This window comes from Aeromonas sp. ASNIH4, from assembly GCF_002934425.1.
Classification (GTDB): Bacteria; Pseudomonadota; Gammaproteobacteria; order Enterobacterales; family Aeromonadaceae; genus Aeromonas; species Aeromonas hydrophila.
On record NZ_CP026217.1, the window covers coordinates 795,518 to 815,735 of the forward strand.

Sequence of the window (20,218 nt, forward strand, 5' to 3'; positions counted from 1 at the left end):
CTTTTTACTGTATGGGTGAATTCGAGCTGATTGATAAGTACTTCAAGGTCCCCCACGCCCGCAAGGACGTGGTGATGGGCCCTGGAGATGATTGTGCCCTGCTGACCCTGCCCCCCGACACCCAGCTGGCGGTGAGCACGGATACCCTGGTGAGCGGCGTCCACTTCTTTCCCGACATGGATCCGGTGGATCTCGGCTACAAGGCGCTGGCGGTCAATCTCTCCGATCTGGCTGCCATGGGCGCCGAGCCGCGCTGGGTCTCGCTGGCGCTGACCCTGCCCACCATCAACGAGGCCTGGGTGGCCGGCTTTGCGGAAGGGTTCCTGGAGCTTGCCGAATACTACAACGTGGCGCTGGTGGGCGGCGACATGACCCGCGGCCCGCTCTCCATCACGGTGTCGGTGAAGGGGTCGGTACCGGCTGGCCGTGCCCTGCTGCGCAGCGGTGCCAAGGCCGGGGACGGAGTCTATGTGACCGGCACCCTGGGCGATGCCGCCCTGGCGCTCTCCCATCTGCTGGCCAAGCGAACCCTCAACGAGAACCAGCTGGCGGCCGTGCTGCCGCGCCTCGACCATCCCCATCCCCGCATTCTGGCCGGACAGGCCCTGCGCGGGCTGGCGGGCAGCGCGCTGGATCTCTCCGATGGGTTGGCCTCGGATCTCGGCCATATCCTCAAGGCCTCCGGTGTGCGAGCCCAGATCGATCTCGATCTGCTGCCGCTCTCGCCGGTGCTGCAGGATGCGGTGAGCGAACAGGATGCCTGGCAGCTGGCACTGGCCGGTGGCGATGACTACGAGCTCTGCTTCACCGTGCCGGAGGAGCATCGCGGTGCGCTGGACACGGCGCTGGCCAACTGCGGCGTCAAGTTTACCCGCATCGGCCGCATCGTTGCCGGCGAGCCGGGGATCGACTATCTGCGGGGCGAACAAACGGTGGCGCTGGAACTGAAAGGGTGGGACCACTTCGCATGAGCCTGTTCACGATAAAGCCCGAGCTGAGGCGGCTGAACCTGAAGCATCCGCTGCACTTTCTGGCGGTGGGCTTTGGCTCCGGCCTCTCGCCCAAGGCGCCGGGTACCATGGGGACGCTCGCCGCCATCCCCCTTTACCTGCTGGTGAGCGGTCTGTCTACGCCCTGGTTCATCGGGCTGCTGGTGCTGGGCTTCGTGGCGGGTATTCGCATCTGCCAGAGCGCCACCGATGCCATCGGCATGCCGGATCACGGTGCCATTGTCTGGGACGAGGTGATCGGTTTTGGGGTCACCATGATAGCGGCCCCGGCCGGCTGGGAGTGGGTGCTGGCCGGCTTCGTGCTGTTCCGGTTGTTCGACATCCTCAAGCCCTGGCCCATCTCCTGGTTTGACCGCCGCATTCATGGCGGCCTCGGCATCATGCTGGACGATCTCATCGCCGGCCTGTTCGCCCTGTTTTGTATGCAATTACTGGCATACTGGCTGGGTTGAGGGTGACAGCAAGGGGGAGCGCCATGCTGGCATCCCCCTATATATCTCTGTTTAGTTTTCATTCATCGGCATATGCTGCCGTTAAAAAATCATTTCACATAAATATTCACTACTCATTCGAAGCTTAAGACTATTGTGTCAATAGTGAATATTCCCGCCTGTTACGCCATTGTTGAAAGTAAAAGAACTATCTAGGCATTTTGTCGGTCATATATTCTGCATATGTGATGGAAGTCATGATTTATGACTAATGAATTGACTGCTAACTGAGCAAAGTATTGCGAAATTGTATAACCCGATCATTTACACTCGCCGCCAAACCGTCTAAGTTACTCGCGGGTTATTCCAAAAAAATGCAAAAAACCCGCCCGGATCGCTGGTTTCGTTGTCTCATGGATTGAGCGTTTTGCAGTCATATCAAGCACTCAAGATCACCCCAAGGCACGACCGGCATCTGCGGCCGATTTACGGACGAATTATTTGGGACGGATGTCCCCCGCAGAGGTAAACATGTCCTTGCTCGAAGTGAAAAACTTGCGGATCGAGTACCCCTCCCGCTACGGGGTGCTGGCCGCAGTGAAGGATCTCTCTTTTTCCGTGGAAAAGGGGGAGATAGTCGGTGTGGTAGGCGAATCCGGTGCCGGCAAGTCCACCATAGGCAACGCCGTCATCGATCTGCTGAGCCCCCCTGGCCGTATCGCCCGTGGCGACATCTATCTCAATGGCGAACTCATATCCGGCAAGAGCCAGAACGAGATGCGGGCCATTCGAGGGTCGCGCATCGGCTTCATCTTCCAGGACCCCATGACCTCCCTCAACCCGCTGTTCACCGTCGAACGGCAGTTGGTTGAAACCATTCTGGCCAATACCAACCTCACCCGTGAGGCGGCGTTTGCCAAGGCGCTTTCCCTGATGGCGGCGGTGGGGATCCCGCAGCCTGAGCTGCGCATCAAGCAGTATCCCCATCAGTTCTCCGGCGGCATGCGCCAGCGGGTGGTGATTGCCATCGCCCTCTCCGGCGACCCCGAGCTCATCATTGCCGACGAGCCGACCACGGCGTTGGACGTCTCCATTCAGGATCAGATCCTCCAGCTCATCCGCAACCTTTGCAAAGAGCGGCAGGTGGGCTGCATGCTGGTGACTCACGACATGGGCGTGGTGTCCAACGTCACCGACAAGGTGGCAGTCATGTATCGCGGCGATCTGGTGGAGTTCGGTACCACCGAACAGGTGCTGGGCCGCCCCAACCACCCCTATACCCGCAGCCTCATCTCGGCGGTGCCCCGCTCGGATGTGAAGCTGGTGCGCTTCCCGCTGGTCTCCTATATCGAGGACGCCGGTGCGGCGGACACCAGCATCGATCTCAAGACCCACTGGCTTGGCCAGAGTCAGGACGAGCGCGCCTATGAAGGGGCGCTGCTGCGGGTGGAGAACGTGGATCTGAAGTTCGTCACCAAGGATTCCCTGTTCCCGAGTCGCCGCCAGTATGTGCGGGCCTGCAACAACATCAGCTTCGAGATCTTCGAGGGTGAAACCTTCGGTCTGGTGGGGGAGTCTGGCTCCGGCAAGTCGACCATCGCCCGCGCCATCACCGGCCTCTATCCGCCCGATACCGGCAAGATCTTCTTCGAGGGAATCGATCTGACCGCGCTCAAGGGCGAGCATGAACGTCGCCCGCTGCGTCGCCAGATGCAGATGGTGTTCCAGAACCCTTACTCCTCGATGAACCCGCGTATGAAGGTGCGCGACATCATCGCAGAGCCGATCCGCTTTCATAAGCTGGCCGGCAGCGAGAGCCAGATCGAGGGGATTGTCGGTGATCTGCTGGATCACGTCGGCCTCGGCCGTGGTGCCGGGGTCAAGTATCCCCACGAATTCTCCGGCGGCCAGCGTCAGCGCATTTCCATTGCCCGTGCCCTGGCGACCCGGCCACGCTTCCTCATCTGCGACGAGCCCACCTCGGCGCTGGATGTCTCGGTGCAGGCCCAGATCCTCAACCTGCTCAAGGATCTGCAGCAGGAGCTTGGCCTCACCATGCTGTTCATCAGTCACGATCTGCCGGTCATCCGCCAGATGTGCGATCGCATCGGGGTGATGCAGCACGGCCATCTGGTAGAAGTGGCGGAGACCGAGAAACTGTTTACCAATGCCGAGCATGAGTACAGCCGCAAGCTGATCTCCCTCATGCCGGAGTTCAAGGGAATGTCCCGCGAGGGGCTGGAAATCGCAAGCTAGGAAAGGGGCGGCCCGCCGCTCTGCTTGTCAAAAAAAGTGTCAATAAAAAGCCAAAAGCATGGAGAAAGACATGAAGAAAGGATTATCCAAGATTGCCCTGGCGCTGTTTGCCGCCGGTTTCGCTTTTAACGTTTCCGCCGTCGACATCAAGGTCGCCGTCGCCTCCGACGCCACCTCGCTGGACCCGCAGGAGCAGCTCTCCGGTCAGACCCTGGAGATGTCCCACCTGGTGTTCGATCCGCTGATGCGTTACACCCAGGATCTGAAATTCGAGCCGCGTCTGGCCGAGAAGTATGAGCGCATCGACGACAAGACAGTGCGCTTCTTCCTGCGCAAGGGCGTCAAGTTCCACTCCGGCAACGACTTCACCGCCGATGACGTGGTGTGGACCGTCAACCGTCTGAAGTCCTCCGTCGACTTCAAGGCGATCTTCGACCCCATCGCCGAAGTGAAGAAGGTCGATGAGTACACCGTCGATCTCGTCACCGCCAAGCCGTTCCCGCTGGTGCTGCAGACCGTCACCTATATCTTCCCGATGGACTCCAAGTTCTATACCGGCAAGACTGAGGCGGGCAAAGACAAGGCCGAGATCGTCAAGAACGGCGACTCCTACGCCTCCACCCATGTCTCCGGTACCGGCCCGTTCAGCGTCAAGTTCCGCGAGCAGGGCGTGAAGCTGGAGTACACCCGCAACGCCAACTACTGGGACAAGGCCTCCAAGGGCAACGTCGACAACCTGACTGTGGTGCCCATCAAGGAAGACGCCACCCGCGTGGCGGCCCTGCTGGGTGGCGACGTGGACGTGATCTACCCGGTTGCGCCGAACGATCTGGAGCGCGTGAAGAACGGCAAGGACACCCAGCTGGTGACCTTGTCCGGTACCCGCGCCATCATCATCGAGCTGAACCAGAACACCAACCCGGCGCTGAAAGACAAGCGCGTGCGTCAGGCGATCAACTACGCCATCAACCAGGTGGGTATCGTCGAGAAGATCAACAAAGGCTTTGGCACCCCCGCCGGCCAGCTGAGCCCGAAAGGCTATGCCGGTCACAACGAGGCGCTCAAGCCCCAGTATGATCTGGCCAAGGCCAAGCAGCTGATGAAGGAAGCCGGCTATGAGCAGGGCTTCAAGATGAGCTTCATCTCCCCGGCTGCCCGTTACGTCAACGACGTCAAGATTGCCCAGGCCGTCTCCGCCATGCTGGCCAAGATCAACATCAAGGTGGATCTGAAGACCATGCCGGTGGCCCAGTACTGGCCTGAGTTTGACAAGTGCGCCGCGGACATGCAGCTGATCGGCTGGCACTCCGACACCGAAGACAGTGCAAACTTCTTCGAGTTCCTGACCTTCACCAAGGATGCCAAGACCGGCATGGGTCAGTACAACTGTGCCGGTTATGCCAACGCCGAGGCTGACAAGCTGGTCGAGCAGGCCAACGCCGAGACCGATCCGGCCAAGCGTGCCGAGATGCTGAAGAAGGTCGAAGCCATGCTGATCGACGATGCTGCCTATGTGCCGCTGCACTGGGAAGATCTGGCCTACGGCGCCAAGAAGAACGCCGACATCAAGCCGGTGGTCAACGTGATGAACTTCCCTTACTTCGGCGACCTGGTGGTCGGCAAGTAAGCGAAGGTTGCAAGGAAGGACGGGGCGGGGTGGTCAGCCGACCACCCCGCCTGCTAACAGAAGCCTGTGCCATGACACAGGCCACGTAGAAGGACAAGCATGTTTACATTCCTGCTGAAACGGTTCTATCAGGCCGTGATAGTGATGTTCGTCATCAGCCTGGTCGCCTTCTCCATCCAGGACAACCTGGGGGATCCGTTGCGCGAGCTGGTGGGACAATCCGTCTCCGAAGCCCAGCGCCACGAATTGCGCGAGAAGATGGGCCTCAACGATCCTTTCCTCGTCAAATACAGCCGCTTCTTGAAGAACGCGGTACACGGGGATCTGGGTACTTCCTACTTCTTCAAGCGACCAGCCCTCGAGGTTATCCTCGACAAGCTGGTGGCTACTCTTGAGCTGGTGTTTGGCGCTGCGCTGATCATCGTGGTGGTCTCCATTCCGCTTGGGGTCTACTCGGCGATCCGCCCGCACAGCATACCGACCAAGATCATCATGGCGGGGAGCAGCATCGGCATCTCGATCCCGGTGTTCCTGACCGCCATCATGCTGATGTACCTCTTCTCCATCCAGCTGGGCTGGCTGCCGGCCTATGGCCGCGGCGAGACCTACAACCTGCTGGGCTGGGAGTCGGGCTTCTTCACCTGGGACGGCATCAAGCATTTGATCCTGCCCTGCGTGGCGCTCTCCTCCATCATGCTGCCGCTGTTCATCCGGCTGGTGCGCTCCGAGATGCTGGAGCAGCTCTCCTCCGAGTACGTCAAGTTCGCCCGTGCCAAGGGGCTGGACAACAACAAGGTCTACTATCAACACGCCCTCAAGAACACCATGCTGCCGGTCATTACCGTCGGTGGTGTGCAGATCGGTACCATGGTGGCCTACACCATCCTGACCGAGAGCGTGTTCCAGTGGCCGGGGACCGGCTTCCTGTTCCTCGAGGCGATCCACCGGGTCGATACGCCCCTCATCACCGCCTACGTCATCTTCGTCGGGCTCATTTTCGTGGTGACCAACACCCTGGTCGACCTGCTCTACGGGTTGATCAACCCGACCGTCAACCTGACCGCCAAGGGGTAACAGATGACTAATGCTGTAACTGCAAGCCCAAGCCGTTGGGCACGTTTTAAAAATTCCGACATCGTCTACTACTTCCTGCGGGACAAGGTAGCCATGTTCAGCTTTGCGGTGTTCGTGGTGTTCGTACTGGCGGCGCTGCTGGCACCCTGGCTGGCCCCGTACAACGTCTATGACCAGACCAGCTTCGATCTGATGGATGCCGAATTGCCGCCCTCCTGGCTGGAAGGGGGCGAAGAGCGCTTCTGGCTCGGTACCGACAACCAGGGTCGCGACATCTGGAGCACCATCCTCTATGGCGCACGCATCTCGCTGACCATAGGTCTGTTCGCGGTGGCGCTGCAGCTGGTGCTCGGCATCGTCATCGGCCTCATCGCCGGTTACTTCGGTGGCCGCATCGACAGCCTGCTGATGCGCTTTGCCGACGTGCAGCTGTCGTTCTCCACCATGATGGTGGCGATCATCATCTCCGCCATCTTCCAGGCGACGTTTGGTTCCGAGTTCTACTCGAAGTTCGCCATCCTGATGCTGGTGGTGATCATCGGTATTGCGGAGTGGCCGCAGTACGCCCGAACCGTGCGTGCCTCGGTACTGGCGGAGAAGAAGAAGGAGTATGTGGAAGCGGCCAAGGTGATGGGCTTTCGCGCCCCGCGCATCATGTTCCGCCACATTCTGCCCAACTGCCTGTCGCCGATCCTGGTCATCTCCACTGTGCAGGTGGCCAACGCCATCATGAGCGAGGCGGCGCTCTCCTTCCTCGGTCTGGGGATGCCGGTGGATCAGCCGTCGCTGGGCTCGCTCATCAGCGTGGGCTTCAACTACATCTTCTCCGGTTCCTGGTGGATCACCGCCTTCCCGGGCATCTGCCTGGTGGTGCTGGTGCTGGTCATCAACCTGTTGGGTGACTGGCTGCGGGATGTATTCAATCCCAAGCTCTACAAGGGCTGATGGTCACAGGTAAACAAGCGAGACAGACAAACAAAAAGGGCGCCATAACGGCGCCCTTTTGCTGTGTGCTGAGGGGGTCAAGCCTGCAGCCACTGCTCGATGCTGCGCTGGATGCCGGCGCCATCGAGCCCCAGCAGAGCGTAGATCTCCTCCTGGGTACCCTGTTCGACGAAGCGATCCGGCAGGCCGAGATTGAGCACCGGCTTGCACTGTTTGCTGCGCATCAGCAGCTCGTTCACCGCAGAGCCCGCGCCGCCCATGATGGCGTTGTCCTCGAGGGTGACGAACTGATCGTGGTTCGCGGCCAGGGAGAGCACCAGCGCCTCGTCCATCGGCTTGACGAAGCGCATGTCCACCAGGGTGGCATCGAGCGCCTCGGCTGCTGCTTTGGCCTGTTGCAGCAGGGTGCCAAACGCCAGGATGGCGGTGCCTTTGCCCTGACGCACAATGCGGCCCTGGCCGAGCGCCAGCGCCTGCATCTCGCTCTCGACCTGGATGCCGGTGCCGCTGCCGCGGGGGTAGCGTACCGCTGCCGGCCCGTTGCACTGGTAGCCGGTGTAGAGCATCTGGCGGCATTCGTTTTCGTCGGACGGGGTCATGATCACCATGTTGGGCACGGTGCGCAGGAAGCTGATGTCGAACGCCCCCTGATGGGTGGGGCCGTCGGCCCCCACCAGACCGGCCCGATCGATGGCGAACAGCACCGGCAGCTGTTGCAGCGCCACATCGTGGATCAGCTGGTCGTAGGCACGCTGCAGGAAGCTCGAGTAGATGGCGACCACCGGCTTCTGGTCGGCGATGGCGAGACCGGCGGCGAAGGTGACTGCGTGCTGCTCGGCGATGGCCACGTCGAAGTAGCGATCCGGATACTGCTGGCTGAACTTCACCAGGCCGGAGCCTTCGCGCATGGCCGGGGTGATGCCGACCAGCCGCTCATCCTTGGCCGCCATGTCGCACAGCCACTGGCCGAAGATGGCGGAGAAGCTCGGCTTGCCGCCGCTCGCCTTGGGCAGGGTGCACTCGTCCGGATTGAACTTGGGCACGCCGTGATAACCGATGGGGTCCTTCTCGGCGGGCTCGTAGCCCTTGCCCTTCTTGGTCTTGACGTGCAGCAGCTGCGGCCCCTTGAGGTTGCGCATGTTGCGCAGGGTCTCGACCAGGGCGTTGATGTCGTGGCCGTCGATGGGGCCTATGTAGTTGAAGCCGAACTCCTCGAACAGGGTGCCTGGCACCACCATTCCCTTGAGGTGTTCCTCGGCCCGCTTGGCCAGCTCCTTGACCGGCGGCAGGCCGGCCAGCACCTTCTTGCCACCCTCGCGGATGGTGGTGTAGAGCTTGCCAGACATGATGCGGGCCAGGTGGTTGTTCAGTGCCCCGACATTTTCGGAGATGGACATCTCGTTGTCGTTGAGCACCACCAGCATGTCCTTGTGGACATCGCCGGCGTGATTGAGTGCCTCGAACGCCATGCCGGCGGTGATGGCTCCGTCGCCGATCACCGCTACCACCTTGCGGCCAAGCCCTTCGCTTTCGGCTGCAACTGCCATGCCGAGCGCCGCCCCGATGGAGGTGCTGGAGTGGCCGACCGAGAGCACGTCATATTCGCTCTCGCCACGCCAGGGGAAGGGGTGCAGACCGTCTTTCTGGCGGATGCTCTGCATCCGATCGCGGCGACCGGTGAGGATCTTGTGGGGATAAGCCTGGTGGCCCACGTCCCACACCAGCCGATCGAACGGGGTGTTGTAGACGTAGTGCAGCGCCACCGTCAGTTCGACGGTGCCGAGCCCGGAGGCAAGATGGCCACTGGAGCGACTCACCGAACGCAACAGATATTCACGCAGTTCGTTGCACAGCACGGGCAGCCGCTCGAAGGGCAGGGATCGCAACTCGACCGGCGTATCCGCGAGGGCCAGGTTGGGGAAATTGCTTATATCAACGCTCATATTGTTACTGTTATCCAGCGTTTAGTGGGTTCGCTCGATGATGTAATCGGCAAACGCTTCCAGAATGTCGGTATTGTAGGGCAAAGATTGCAAGGCTGTTAAGGCTTTACCATGCAGTTCGCGAGCCAGCTCACGGGCATTGTCGAGCCCCAGCAGCGCCGGATAGGTACTCTTTTCCAGCGCCAGATCGGAACCTTGCCGCTTGCCGAGGGTGGCGGTATCGCCCGTGATGTCGAGGATGTCATCCTGCACCTGGAAGGCGAGACCGATGGCGGCGGCATAGGTTTGCAGCGCGCTCAGGGTGGTTTCATCCACGTCCGCCTTGCACAGGGCGCCAAGCGCCACGGCGCACTCGATGAGAGCCCCGGTCTTGTGGCGGTGTACCTGTTCCAGCTCGGCGAGGGAAATCTGGCGCCCTTCCGCCAGCAGATCCAGCGCCTGACCGCCGCACATGCCGAGATAACCCGAGGCGCGGGCCAGTCGGCTCAGCATCCGTACCCTGTTGGCCAGCAGCGAATCCGGCATCGGGTGATCGGCCAGAATGGTGAAGGCCAGGGTCTGCAGGGCGTCGCCGGCCAGAATGGCGGTGCCTTCATCGAATGCCTTGTGCACTGTCGGCTGACCGCGACGCAGATCGTCGTTGTCCATGGCGGGCAGGTCGTCGTGCAGCAGGGAGTAGGCGTGGATGCACTCCACCGCGGCGGCCGGGCCGTCCAGCAGTTCGTTCTTTACGCCCAGCATCTCGCCGACGGCGTAGACCAGGAAGGGGCGCACCCGCTTGCCTCCCAGCAACAGGCCGTAACGCATGGCATCGCGCAGGCGGGGGGCCATGGCAGGCAAGGATTCAAGTTGTGCAGACAGACAGTCGTCAATACGTTGCCGGTGCAGGCGGGAAAAATCGTCCAGCGTCACTCACTCCTCTCCTTGCTCTGGCTGGAAGGGGACGGCTTGCTCGCTGCCGTCGGCCTGAGTCAGCAGGATCTGGATCTTTTGCTCGGCCTGCTCCAGCTTCTGCTGACCGGCCCGCACCAGATGAATGCCCTGCTCAAACTGCTTGAGGGCCTCTTCCAGCGGCAGGGAGCCCTGTTCCAGTTGATGAACTATGGTTTCCAGCTCTTCCAGAGTGGCATCAAAACTCAGGCGGTCGATTTTTTTACTGGCCATGTCCATCCTCGGGGATTGAAAAAAACGGCTTATCTTAACATCGACGACGGGCAGGGGGGAGGCAGAAAAATGCCGTCGGCTTAAACTCTCGGAAAAGTGGCCGATAATAAGCCATCTTCCGAACGGGGAAAATTGTGGCAACCCTTGCCGCTGATGAGCCAATAGCAGAAAATTCAACAAACTGCAGATACAACAAATTTCAGCTGACAGGAGTAGGGATGTGGATTTAGGCAGTCTGATAGGCATAGTGCTGGGGTTCGGGGTGGTGGTGTACGGCATGCTGCTGGGTGGCCCCATGAGCATGTATGTGGATATGCCCTCGGTCTATATCACCATTTTGGGTTCTCTGTTCATCTGTATGATGAAGTTCAACCTCGGCCAGTTTTTGATGGCGTTCAAGGTGGCTGGCAAGGCATTCATGTACAAGGGGGACAAGCTCGATGACCTGATTGCCAAGGCGGTGGAGCTGGCGGACGCGGCCCGCAAGGGGGGCTTCCTGGCCCTGGAGGCGGCGGAGATCCCCAATACCTTCATGAAGAAGGGCATCGACATGCTGGTGGACGGCCATGACGCCGACGTGGTGCGGGCCGTGATGGAGAAGGATATCGAGTTGACCTCGGAGCGCCACGTCATCGCCGTCAAGGTGTTCCGCTCCCTGGGGGATCTCGGCCCTGCCATGGGGATGATAGGTACCCTGGTGGGGTTGGTGGCCATGTTGGCCAACATGAGCGATCCCAAGTCCATCGGCCCGGCCATGGCGGTGGCCCTGCTCACCACCCTGTACGGGGCGATCGAGGCCAACATGATCGCCATCCCCATCGCCGACAAGCTGGAGCTGCGCAGCGGTGAGGAGCAGCTGAGCCGTACCCTGATCCTCGACGCCATCATGGGGATCCAGGATGGCCAGAACCCGCGGGTGATCCAGGCCATGCTGCAGAACTACCTGAACCAGTCCAAACGCAACAACGGGACCGAATAGGAGCGCGCATGGCAAAGTGCAAATGCCCACCTCCCGGTCTGCCCGGCTATATGGGAACCTTCGCCGACCTGATGTCGCTGCTGATGTGCTTCTTCGTGCTGCTGCTCTCGTTTGCCGAGATGGACGTGCAGAAGTTCAAACAGATTGCCGGCTCCATGGAGAAGGCGTTCGGGGTGCAGAATATTCTCGAGGTGAAGGACATCCCCAAGGGAACCTCCGTCATCGCCCAGGAGTTCAGGCCGGGTCGCCCCGAGCCGACCCCCATCGATACCATCATGCAGCAGACCATGGACATGACCCAGACCGAGCTGGATTTTCAGCCCGGTGATGCCGATCAGGCCGGCGGTCATGACAAGAGCGAAGAGAAGCTGGTGGGGGGCGACACCCAGCAGGAGGCGCAGAAACAACAGCAGCAGGAGCAGTCCAACGCGCTGGCCAAGGCGCTGGCGGATCAGATGAAGGCGCAGATCCAGGATGGCGCCATCGAAGTGGAGGCGCTGGGCCAGCAGATCATCATCCGGATCCGGGAAAAAGCGGCCTTCCCGGCGGGATCCGCCTTCCTGCAGCCCCAGTTCTGGCCGGTGGTGCGCAAGGTGGCAGCCCTGCTCGAGGATGTGCCCGGCGAGATCACCATTTCGGGCCACACTGATGATGCCGCCACCGAGGATGAGCTGTTCCAGTCCAATTGGGAGCTCTCCTCCCAACGGGCGGTGGCGGTAGCCCACCAGATGATCAAGGTGCCGGGCTTTGATGGCGGCCGACTGGTGGTACAGGGCATGGCCGATTCCCAGCCGCTGGTGCCCAATACCAGCCCGGAAAACCGGCGCATGAACCGGCGGGTGGAGATCTCCATCATGCAGGGCAAACCGACGGTGTCAGCCCCGATAAGCGCGCAGGAGCAGAAATAGTTTCGGCAAATTCTGATGAGAAAGCGCGATCCCGCTCGCAGGGACTGACATGGATTTTGTGCCGGCTTCATATTAAGATGCCTCATCCGAACCGACAGCTGCGGCTCTCTCTGATAGCCGCAGCTTCTCTTTTCAAGCAACCCAGGTTTCGACTATGAATCATACTCCGATGACTGTTCGCGGCGCTGAAAAGCTGCGTGAAGAGCTCGAATATCTCAAGACCGAGCTGCGTCCGCAGATTATCGAAGCGATTGCAGATGCCCGTGAACATGGTGATCTGAAAGAAAACGCCGAATACCATGCTGCCCGCGAGCAGCAAGGCTTCTGTGAAGGCCGTATCCAGGAAATCGAGAGCAAGCTCTCCAACGCCCAGGTGATCGACATCACCAAGATGACCAACAATGGTCGCGTCATCTTCGGGGCAACCGTGACTCTGCTCAAGAGCGAGACGGAAGAAGAGGTGGTCTACCGTATCGTGGGCGACGACGAGGCTGACATCAAACAGAACATGATCTCCGTGAATTCCCCCATCGCCCGTGCCCTGATCGGCAAGGAAGTGGACGATGTGGCCATCGTCAAGACGCCGGCAGGCGATGTGGAGTACGAGATCCTGGAAGTTGCCTACCTCTGAGGTAGGTGGATGCCAGAGAACAGGGGAGCCCCGGCTCCCCTGTTTGTATTTAGCGGGGCTGGTAAGCCTGGGTAAAGGCGTCCTGGTGACGCTGGAACATCCAGTTGCGCAGCAGTTCAAGGTCCGCTTTGGCCATCTGGAAATGCAGTGCCCAGCCCTGGATGCCGTTGCGACGATGAATGTGCCTGACCAGCTCTGCGCTGAGCGGCAGGGGGGCGAGATCCTCAATGAGCAGGCTGCCCGTCAAGGTTGTGCCGACGGCCAGTCCGGGCGGCAGGCCCTCGACGACCAGACCATCGAGCGACAGGCTGTGCACCAGATATTCGTGCTCACCCATCCTGAAGCTGGCCTGCTCGTCCAGCCGCCAGGTGCGTGGATGGGGATAACCCAGCTCCTTGATGACGGGGGCGGCGATGCGTGGCTCGACAAAGCCATCATCCCCTTGAGTGAAGCGCAGCGGAAAACGGAGCTGATGCCCGGCAAAACGGGCTTCCAGCACCAGCGGGTCGGCGCGTTGCAGCAGGCCTAGCAGGGGAGTGGCGAGATAACCGCTCAGGGATTGACCGGCGGCCGTCTCCTGATCGCTTCCCAAGTCCCGTAGCATGGCCAGTTCATCTTCGGTGAGAATCTGATGGTGATCCATAGCGGGTATCCACGAGTATTCATCGCAGGTTAAGGGCCTGGCGACTACTTTGGCAAGCGACTTGGGAAGAGGGGAAATGAAGGAAAGAGCGATGCTCTTTCCTGTTACTTGCGGGGCAGTTGGATTTTCGGCTCGTTGGCCTGACGATAGATGGTCAGCACGTGGCCGATGCTCTGTACTTTCACCGCGCCGGTTTCACGGACGATGGCATCCATAACCAGCTGTTTCATCTCACGATCTTCAGACGCAACCTTAACCTTGATCAGCTCGTGGTGGTTGAGCGCCAGATCGATCTCGGCCAGCACACCTTCAGTCAGACCGTGTTGTCCCAGCAGGACGACCGGCTTCAGACTATGGGCAAGGCCCTTGAGGTACTGTTTCTGTTTATTGTTGAGAATCATGGCAATTTCTTCATAAGTCAGGGTTGAAAGGGGCGTATTCTACCCCCACTTAGCCCTTAATACTAATAACCCTTGTGGTTTTTTAAAGTCGACGATCATGACCCAGAAAAAACATTCCCCCAGTTCAACCCGCTGGTTAAAAGAGCATTTTGACGATCAATACGTCAAAAAAGCCCAGAAGTTGGGACTGAGATCCCGTGCCGTGTTCAAGATCGACGAGATCCAGGGCAAGGACAAACTGCTCAAGCCGGGCATGACGGTGGTGGATCTGGGGGCGGCCCCCGGTGGCTGGTCCCAGTTTGCCATCGACCAGGTTGGTGACAAGGGCCGGGTGATCGCCTGCGATATTCTGCCGATGGATTCCATCGCCGGTGTCGATTTCCTTCAGGGCGACTTTCGGGAGGAAACTGTGCTGGGCGCTCTGCTTGAACGGGTAGGTCCGGACAAGGTTGACGTCGTCATGTCCGACATGGCGCCCAACATGAGCGGTACCCAGCAGGTGGATCAGGCCCGTTCCATGTATCTGGTCGAACTGGCGCTGGACATGTGCAATCAGGTCCTGCGGGCCAACGGCAGCTTCGTGGTCAAGGTGTTCCAGGGGGAGGGGTTTGATATCTATCTCAATGAAATCCGTAAACTTTTCACTGCCGTCAAGATTCGTAAACCAGACTCGTCTCGTGCCCGTTCACGAGAAGTCTACATTGTGGCTACCGGTTTTAAACTGTAGTACCCTAACCTTCATCGTTAACTGTCAGTCTGCGAGGTTACTGATTTGAGTGACATGGCGAAAAACCTAATCCTGTGGCTGGTCATCGCCGTCGTGTTGATGTCGGTGTTCAATAGCTTCAGCCCCAGCGATACCACCAGTCGCCAGCTGGACTATTCCAGCTTCGTTAAAGAAGTGACCCAAGAGCAGATCCGTGAAGTGCGGATGGATGGCAAGGTCATTAATGGCGTCAAGCGCACCGGTGAACGCTTCACCACCATCATCCCGGCGCCGGATCCCCAGCTGCTCAACGACATGCTCAATCACAATGTCAAAGTGATGGGCGAGAAGCCGGAAGAGCCGTCTCTGCTGACGTCCATCTTCATCTCCTGGTTCCCGATGCTGCTGTTGATCGGTGTCTGGGTCTTCTTCATGCGTCAAATGCAGGGCGGTGGTGGCAAGGGTGCCATGTCGTTCGGCAAGAGCAAGGCTCGCCTGATGAGTGAAGATCAGATCAAGACCACCTTTGCCGACGTGGCTGGCTGTGACGAGGCCAAGGAAGAGGTGAAGGAGCTGGTCGATTATCTGCGCGATCCGAGCAAGTTCCAGAAACTGGGTGGCAAGATCCCGACCGGCGTGCTGCTTGTTGGTCCTCCCGGTACCGGTAAGACCCTGCTGGCCAAGGCCATTGCGGGCGAGGCCAAGGTGCCGTTCTTTACCATTTCGGGTTCAGATTTCGTCGAGATGTTCGTGGGTGTCGGTGCCTCCCGGGTGCGTGACATGTTCGAGCAGGCCAAGAAGTCTTCTCCCTGCATCATCTTCATCGATGAGATCGACGCGGTCGGCCGCCAGCGTGGCGCCGGTCTGGGCGGTGGTCATGACGAGCGTGAGCAGACCCTGAACCAGATGCTGGTCGAAATGGATGGTTTTGAAGGCAATGAAGGCATCATCGTCATCGCCGCCACCAACCGTCCTGACGTACTGGACCCCGCCTTGCTGCGTCCGGGGCGTTTCGACCGCCAGGTCGTGGTCGGTCTGCCGGATGTGCGTGGTCGCGAACAGATCCTGAAAGTGCATATGCGCAAGGTGCCGTTGGCGGATGACGTCAATCCGGCGCTGATTGCTCGCGGTACGCCCGGTTTCTCCGGTGCTGACCTGGCCAACCTGGTCAACGAAGCCGCCCTGTTCTCGGCCCGCGAGAGCCGTCGAGTGGTCTCCATGGCCGAGTTTGAAAAGGCCAAAGACAAGATCATGATGGGTGCGGAACGTCGCTCCATGGTGATGAAAGAGTCCGAGAAGGAGATGACGGCCTATCACGAAGCCGGTCACGCCATCATTGGTCGTCTGGTGCCGGATCATGACCCCGTCTACAAGGTCTCCATCATTCCGCGCGGTCGTGCGCTGGGTGTGACCATGTACCTGCCGGAGCAGGATCGCTGGAGCCACTCCAAGCAGCATCTGGAGTCCATGATCTCCAGCCTGTACGGCGGTCGTCTGGCGGAAGAGCTGATCTACGGTGCCGAGAAGGTATCGACCGGTGCGTCCAACGACATCGAGCGCGCCACCGACATCGCCCGCAAGATGGTGACCCAGTGGGGCATGTCCGAGCGTCTCGGTCCCATGCTCTACGCGGAAGAGGATGGCGAGGTGTTCCTCGGTCGCAGCATGGCCAAGGCCAAGCACATGTCCGATGATACCGCGCGCGTCATCGATGCCGAGGTCAAGCAGGTCATCGATCGCAACTACGCCCGCTCCAAGCAGATCCTGCTGGACAACATGGACGTGCTGCACAGCATGAAAGATGCGCTGATGAAGTACGAGACCATCGATGCCAAGCAGATCGATGATCTGATGGCTCGCCGCGAGGTGCGTGCACCCAGCAACTGGCATGATGAGCACGGTGATACCCCGCAAGGCGGTGCCACGGTTGCAGCAGAGGCCAAGCCGGCGGTAGCCGAGACCGAGCAGGTGGCTGATGTCAATATCGACAAGGCCAACGATCTGCCGGCCAAATAAATCGTGATGATACAAACCCCGGGCTGGCCCCGGGGTTTTTCTTTATATCAACGGAAGTAACGATGCAGCTAACCAGCAAGGGGCTCAGCCTCTCCCTCGAACGTCCCCACGTGATGGGGATCCTCAATGTGACACCGGACTCCTTCTCCGACGGCGGTCATTTCAATCAGCTGGAGCGGGCGATGACCCATGCGCGCCAGATGGTGGCGGAGGGGGCGACCCTGATCGACATCGGTGGCGAGTCGACCCGTCCCGGTGCTCCCGATGTGAGCGAGCAGGAGGAGCTGGACAGAGTCATTCCCGTGGTGGAGCGCATGGTCGCCGAGCTGGAGGTGATGATCTCCCTGGATACCTCCAAGGCGGCGGTGATGCGGGAAGGCTGCGCGGCGGGTGCCCATCTTATCAACGACGTACGAGCCCTGCTCGAGCCGGGGGCCCTGGCTGCGGCCGCCGTTGCCAACGTTCCGGTGTGCCTGATGCACATGCAGGGGCAGCCCAGAACCATGCAGGCAGAGCCGCATTATGACGATCTGCTGGGGGAGGTGAGGGCTTTCTTCGACGAGCGGATCGCCGCCTGCCTGGCAGCGGGAATAGAGAGGGAGCAGTTGTTGCTGGACCCCGGTTACGGTTTCGGCAAGACGCTTGCGCACAACTATCAGCTGCTTGCCAAACAGGAGAAGTTGCTCGATTACCAGCTTCCGCTCTTGGTCGGTATGTCGCGAAAGTCTATGATAGGCAACCTGCTTGGCTGCCCGGTTGATGAACGGCTGGCCGGCAGTCTGGCCTGTGCGCTCATCGGGATGCAGCGCGGTGCCCGGATCATTCGGGTGCACGATGTGCGAGCGACCATGGATGCCTTGCGTACCGGCTGGATGGTCATGACGGGACAAGATTTCATATCCAAATAAAAAACGAGAACAGACAATGGCAAGAAAGTATTTTGGCACCGACGGTGTACGCGGCAAGGTGGGTGAATACCCGATCACCCCGGATTTCGTGATGAAACTGGGCTGGGCTGCGGGCAAGGTGCTCTCCAAGAAGGGCACTCGCAAGGTGCTGATCGGCAAGGATACCCGCATCTCCGGCTACATGCTGGAGTCCGCACTGGAGGCGGGCCTGTCCGCCGCAGGTCTCAAGGCCATTCTGATGGGCCCCATGCCCACCCCGGCCGTCGCCTACCTGACCCGCACCTTCCGGGCCGAAGCCGGCATCGTCATCAGCGCTTCCCACAACCCCTATTACGACAACGGCATCAAGTTCTTCTCCGCCGACGGTACCAAGCTGCCTGACGAAGTCGAGATGGCCATCGAAGCCGAGCTGGACCACGAGCTCAAGTGCGTGGAGTCCGCCGAGCTTGGCAAGGCCCTGCGCATCGATGATGCCGCCGGTCGTTACATCGAATTCTGCAAGAGCACTTTCCCCTCCAATCTGAGCCTGGAAGGGCTGAAGATGGTGGTTGACTGTGGTCATGGTGCGACCTACCACATTGCGCCTTCCGTGTTCCGCGAGCTGGGGGCTGAAGTGATCGCCATCGGCTGCAGCCCGGATGGTCTCAACATCAACGACGGTGTCGGTTCGACCGCCCCCGAAGCCCTGGCGGCCAAGGTGCTGGAGTGCAAGGCAGATCTGGGGGTGGCCTTCGATGGTGATGGCGACCGTCTGGTGATGGTGGACAACACCGGCTATATCATCGACGGCGATGAAATCCTCTACATCATCGCCCGCGATGCACTGCGCAACGGTCGCCTCAAGGGCGGTGTGGTGGGCACCCTGATGGCCAACATGGGTCTGGAACTGGCGCTGCAGACTCTCGGCATCCCGTTCGCCCGTGCCAAGGTGGGCGACCGCTACGTGCTGGAGATGATGAACGAGAAGGGCTGGCGCATCGGCGGCGAGAATTCCGGTCACATCATCTGCCTGGATCAGACCACTACCGGGGATGGCATCGTCGCCGCCCTGCAGGTACTGACTGCCATCTGCACTGCCGAGATGCCGCTGGCCAAGCTGCGCTCCGGCATGAACAAGTTCCCGCAGGTGCTGGTCAATGTGCGCTTTGCCGAAGGCAAGGACCCGCTGGCGGCCGACGCCGTGCAGCAGGAAGTGGCCAAGGTGGAACAGGAGCTGGCTGGTCGTGGCCGTGTGCTGCTGCGCAAATCAGGCACCGAACCCCTGATCCGCGTGATGGTGGAAGGGGAACATGAACAGCAGGTGCGTGATATGGCCCAACGCATCGCACAACAGGTCGAATCGGCGTTTTAATGAACAAAAAGGGCGGCTTTTAAGCCGCCCTGGTTGTATCTTGTTCAAACGATTCGAAAATTTGAAAATAGCGCTTGTCAGCTGACAATCCTCTGGATATTATCAGCCCCGCTTTCGCAAGGGAGTTGCCGATGGGACATCGCAAGCCGTTTGTAGCAGCCAACTGGAAGTTACACGGTAGTAGGTCGCAGTTAGAGCAGTTTACCGGTCAATGTCTGAAGGACGTTGATGAACGAGTAGACGTGGTCTTGTGTCCATCCCATGTGCATCTCGACTTTACGGTCGCACTGCTCGGTGAGCAGCGGGCAATGAAGTTGGGGGCTCAGAACGTGAGCCAGCACAGACAGGGCGCTTACACGGGGGAAATCTCGTGTCAGATGCTGGTCGAGGCAGGGTGTCGATACGTACTGGTAGGGCACTCCGAGCGCAGGCGTCTCTTTGGTGAGACCAGTTTTATCGTAGCAGAGAAGTTTGCGGCAGCCAGAGCAGCAGGTCTGATTCCCATACTCTGTTTGGGTGAATCAGGGGCAGCGAGGCAGGCGAGAAGAACCTTCGAGGTGATCGCCGAAGAGCTGGACATCGTCATAGAGAAAAATGGCGCGATGGCTTTCGATAATGCTATCATCGCCTACGAGCCGATTTGGGCTGTAGGTACAGGTAAATGCGCCACACCCGAGCAGGCACAAGAGGTTCATTCCTTTATACGTGGTCGCTTGGCGGAGGATACTCCGGTCATAGGTGAGAAAGTCAGAATCATCTATGGTGGGAGCGTGACGCCGGCCAATGCGAGAGAGTTGTTTGCCCAGCCCGACGTTGACGGCGGCCTGATTGGTGGAGCAAGTCTCGATGACCAGACGTTTTTAGGAATTGTTGAAGCGGCAAAGGGTGCAAGTTAAATGTACGAGATTCTTTTGGTCGTTTATCTGCTGGTTTCACTGGCTCTGATTGGTCTGGTGATGATTCAGCAAGGTAAAGGGGCTGACATGGGCGCCTCCTTCGGCGCAGGGGCATCGAATACCGTATTCGGCTCCGGTGGTTCAGGCAGCTTCCTGACCCGCACAACAGCGATTTTGGCTACTCTGTTCTTCTTGATTAGCTTGGTGCTCGGCTCTATGTCCAGCAACAAGGTCAAACAGGGTAGTGAATGGGAAAATCTGCAACAAACCCAACAGGTTGAGCAGAGCAAAGCGCCAGTCAAGAAAGACACTGACGTTCCCGAGTAAGA

Annotated in this window: 20 protein-coding genes; 15 read left to right on the forward strand and 5 right to left on the reverse strand. The window is 59.7% G+C overall.

Annotation, left to right across the window (positions count from 1 at the left end; genetic code table 11):
* The first annotated feature begins 11 nt into the window (after positions 1-11).
* The 6 genes from thiL to C2U40_RS03790 all read left to right on the forward strand — a co-directional run bounded on the left by thiL (position 12) and on the right by C2U40_RS03790 (position 7,343).
* Positions 12-971: a thiamine-phosphate kinase gene (gene thiL / locus C2U40_RS03765; protein ID WP_029299287.1), complete on the forward strand. Its 960-nt coding sequence runs from the start codon at positions 12-14 to the stop codon at positions 969-971.
* Positions 968-1,462, forward strand: coding sequence for a phosphatidylglycerophosphatase A family protein (locus tag C2U40_RS03770; RefSeq protein WP_103828436.1), 495 nt, complete (start codon positions 968-970; stop codon positions 1,460-1,462). The genes thiL and C2U40_RS03770 overlap by 4 nt, the downstream gene beginning before the upstream one ends.
* Positions 1,463-1,972: 510 nt before the next feature.
* Positions 1,973-3,697: a dipeptide ABC transporter ATP-binding protein gene (locus C2U40_RS03775; RefSeq protein WP_103828437.1), complete on the forward strand. Its 1,725-nt coding sequence runs from the start codon at positions 1,973-1,975 to the stop codon at positions 3,695-3,697.
* A gap of 70 nt (positions 3,698-3,767) precedes the next feature.
* On the forward strand, positions 3,768-5,324 hold the full coding sequence (locus tag C2U40_RS03780) for an ABC transporter substrate-binding protein (protein WP_011707091.1): 1,557 nt from the start codon (positions 3,768-3,770) through the stop codon (positions 5,322-5,324).
* Positions 5,325-5,423: 99 nt separating this feature from the next.
* Positions 5,424-6,398, forward strand: coding sequence for an ABC transporter permease (locus tag C2U40_RS03785; protein ID WP_010633104.1), 975 nt, complete (start codon positions 5,424-5,426; stop codon positions 6,396-6,398).
* Between the two features lie 3 nt (positions 6,399-6,401).
* On the forward strand, positions 6,402-7,343 hold the full coding sequence (locus tag C2U40_RS03790; protein ID WP_016351728.1) for an ABC transporter permease: 942 nt from the start codon (positions 6,402-6,404) through the stop codon (positions 7,341-7,343).
* A 77-nt stretch (positions 7,344-7,420) separates the two neighbouring features.
* Here the strand turns inward: C2U40_RS03790 and dxs are convergent, their stop codons facing one another.
* The 3 genes from dxs to xseB are packed head-to-tail and all read right to left on the reverse strand — an operon-like array spanning position 7,421 to position 10,450.
* Positions 7,421-9,286, reverse strand: a complete 1,866-nt coding sequence (gene dxs, locus C2U40_RS03795) for a 1-deoxy-D-xylulose-5-phosphate synthase (protein ID WP_103828438.1) — start codon at positions 9,284-9,286, stop codon at positions 7,421-7,423.
* 21 nt (positions 9,287-9,307) lie between these two features.
* A complete protein-coding gene (gene ispA / locus C2U40_RS03800; protein ID WP_103828439.1) occupies positions 9,308-10,198 on the reverse strand; it encodes a (2E,6E)-farnesyl diphosphate synthase in 891 nt (296 codons plus the stop codon).
* Positions 10,199-10,450, reverse strand: coding sequence for an exodeoxyribonuclease VII small subunit (xseB, locus tag C2U40_RS26450; RefSeq protein WP_016351725.1), 252 nt, complete (start codon positions 10,448-10,450; stop codon positions 10,199-10,201).
* A 220-nt stretch (positions 10,451-10,670) separates the two neighbouring features.
* Between xseB and pomA the strand changes: the two genes are divergently transcribed.
* The 3 genes from pomA (at position 10,671) to greA (ending at position 12,968) form a co-directional block, all read left to right on the forward strand.
* A complete protein-coding gene (gene pomA, locus C2U40_RS03810; RefSeq protein ID WP_011707085.1) occupies positions 10,671-11,429 on the forward strand; it encodes a flagellar motor protein PomA in 759 nt (252 codons plus the stop codon).
* A gap of 8 nt (positions 11,430-11,437) precedes the next feature.
* Positions 11,438-12,337, forward strand: a complete 900-nt coding sequence (locus tag C2U40_RS03815; protein WP_103828440.1) for a flagellar motor protein MotB — start codon at positions 11,438-11,440, stop codon at positions 12,335-12,337.
* 154 nt (positions 12,338-12,491) lie between these two features.
* On the forward strand, positions 12,492-12,968 hold the full coding sequence (gene greA / locus C2U40_RS03820; protein WP_011707083.1) for a transcription elongation factor GreA: 477 nt from the start codon (positions 12,492-12,494) through the stop codon (positions 12,966-12,968).
* A gap of 49 nt (positions 12,969-13,017) precedes the next feature.
* Here the strand turns inward: greA and C2U40_RS03825 are convergent, their stop codons facing one another.
* Together C2U40_RS03825 and yhbY are read right to left on the reverse strand one after the other, a co-directional pair.
* Entirely contained in the window at positions 13,018-13,611 is a 594-nt protein-coding gene (locus tag C2U40_RS03825; protein ID WP_103828441.1) for a PilZ domain-containing protein, read from the reverse strand.
* Between the two features lie 104 nt (positions 13,612-13,715).
* Entirely contained in the window at positions 13,716-14,012 is a 297-nt protein-coding gene (gene yhbY, locus C2U40_RS03830; protein ID WP_005298134.1) for a ribosome assembly RNA-binding protein YhbY, read from the reverse strand.
* A 97-nt stretch (positions 14,013-14,109) separates the two neighbouring features.
* Here yhbY and rlmE point away from each other — a divergent pair, with 97 nt between their 5' ends.
* The 6 genes from rlmE (at position 14,110) to secG (ending at position 20,216) form a co-directional block, all read left to right on the forward strand.
* Positions 14,110-14,739: a 23S rRNA (uridine(2552)-2'-O)-methyltransferase RlmE gene (gene rlmE / locus C2U40_RS03835; RefSeq protein WP_011707081.1), complete on the forward strand. Its 630-nt coding sequence runs from the start codon at positions 14,110-14,112 to the stop codon at positions 14,737-14,739.
* A gap of 45 nt (positions 14,740-14,784) precedes the next feature.
* A complete protein-coding gene (gene ftsH, locus C2U40_RS03840; protein WP_103828442.1) occupies positions 14,785-16,734 on the forward strand; it encodes an ATP-dependent zinc metalloprotease FtsH in 1,950 nt (649 codons plus the stop codon).
* Positions 16,735-16,796: 62 nt separating this feature from the next.
* The gene (gene folP, locus C2U40_RS03845; RefSeq protein ID WP_103828443.1) at positions 16,797-17,642 is read left to right on the forward strand and encodes a dihydropteroate synthase; all 846 of its coding nucleotides are present in this window, start codon (positions 16,797-16,799) and stop codon (positions 17,640-17,642) included.
* A gap of 16 nt (positions 17,643-17,658) precedes the next feature.
* Positions 17,659-18,993, forward strand: coding sequence for a phosphoglucosamine mutase (glmM, locus tag C2U40_RS03850; RefSeq protein ID WP_016351721.1), 1,335 nt, complete (start codon positions 17,659-17,661; stop codon positions 18,991-18,993).
* Between the two features lie 131 nt (positions 18,994-19,124).
* Positions 19,125-19,889 carry a triose-phosphate isomerase gene (tpiA, locus tag C2U40_RS03855; protein WP_103828444.1) on the forward strand — a complete coding sequence of 255 codons (765 nt, stop codon included), beginning with the start codon at positions 19,125-19,127 and terminating at the stop codon, positions 19,887-19,889.
* Positions 19,890-20,216 carry a preprotein translocase subunit SecG gene (gene secG / locus C2U40_RS03860; RefSeq protein WP_010633113.1) on the forward strand — a complete coding sequence of 109 codons (327 nt, stop codon included), beginning with the start codon at positions 19,890-19,892 and terminating at the stop codon, positions 20,214-20,216.
* The last annotated feature ends 2 nt before the right edge of the window (positions 20,217-20,218 follow it).

Coding starts and splice junctions, on each gene's coding strand:
- thiL (WP_029299287.1), top strand. CDS start 12: ATGGGTGAATTCGAGCTGATTGATAAGTACTTCAAGGTCCCCCACGCC.
- C2U40_RS03770 (WP_103828436.1), top strand. CDS start 968: ATGAGCCTGTTCACGATAAAGCCCGAGCTGAGGCGGCTGAACCTGAAG.
- C2U40_RS03775 (WP_103828437.1), top strand. CDS start 1,973: ATGTCCTTGCTCGAAGTGAAAAACTTGCGGATCGAGTACCCCTCCCGC.
- C2U40_RS03780 (WP_011707091.1), top strand. CDS start 3,768: ATGAAGAAAGGATTATCCAAGATTGCCCTGGCGCTGTTTGCCGCCGGT.
- C2U40_RS03785 (WP_010633104.1), top strand. CDS start 5,424: ATGTTTACATTCCTGCTGAAACGGTTCTATCAGGCCGTGATAGTGATG.
- C2U40_RS03790 (WP_016351728.1), top strand. CDS start 6,402: ATGACTAATGCTGTAACTGCAAGCCCAAGCCGTTGGGCACGTTTTAAA.
- dxs (WP_103828438.1), bottom strand. CDS start 9,286: ATGAGCGTTGATATAAGCAATTTCCCCAACCTGGCCCTCGCGGATACG.
- xseB (WP_016351725.1), bottom strand. CDS start 10,450: ATGGCCAGTAAAAAAATCGACCGCCTGAGTTTTGATGCCACTCTGGAA.
- C2U40_RS03815 (WP_103828440.1), top strand. CDS start 11,438: ATGGCAAAGTGCAAATGCCCACCTCCCGGTCTGCCCGGCTATATGGGA.
- greA (WP_011707083.1), top strand. CDS start 12,492: ATGAATCATACTCCGATGACTGTTCGCGGCGCTGAAAAGCTGCGTGAA.
- C2U40_RS03825 (WP_103828441.1), bottom strand. CDS start 13,611: ATGGATCACCATCAGATTCTCACCGAAGATGAACTGGCCATGCTACGG.
- yhbY (WP_005298134.1), bottom strand. CDS start 14,012: ATGATTCTCAACAATAAACAGAAACAGTACCTCAAGGGCCTTGCCCAT.
- rlmE (WP_011707081.1), top strand. CDS start 14,110: ATGACCCAGAAAAAACATTCCCCCAGTTCAACCCGCTGGTTAAAAGAG.
- folP (WP_103828443.1), top strand. CDS start 16,797: ATGCAGCTAACCAGCAAGGGGCTCAGCCTCTCCCTCGAACGTCCCCAC.
- glmM (WP_016351721.1), top strand. CDS start 17,659: ATGGCAAGAAAGTATTTTGGCACCGACGGTGTACGCGGCAAGGTGGGT.
- tpiA (WP_103828444.1), top strand. CDS start 19,125: ATGGGACATCGCAAGCCGTTTGTAGCAGCCAACTGGAAGTTACACGGT.
- secG (WP_010633113.1), top strand. CDS start 19,890: ATGTACGAGATTCTTTTGGTCGTTTATCTGCTGGTTTCACTGGCTCTG.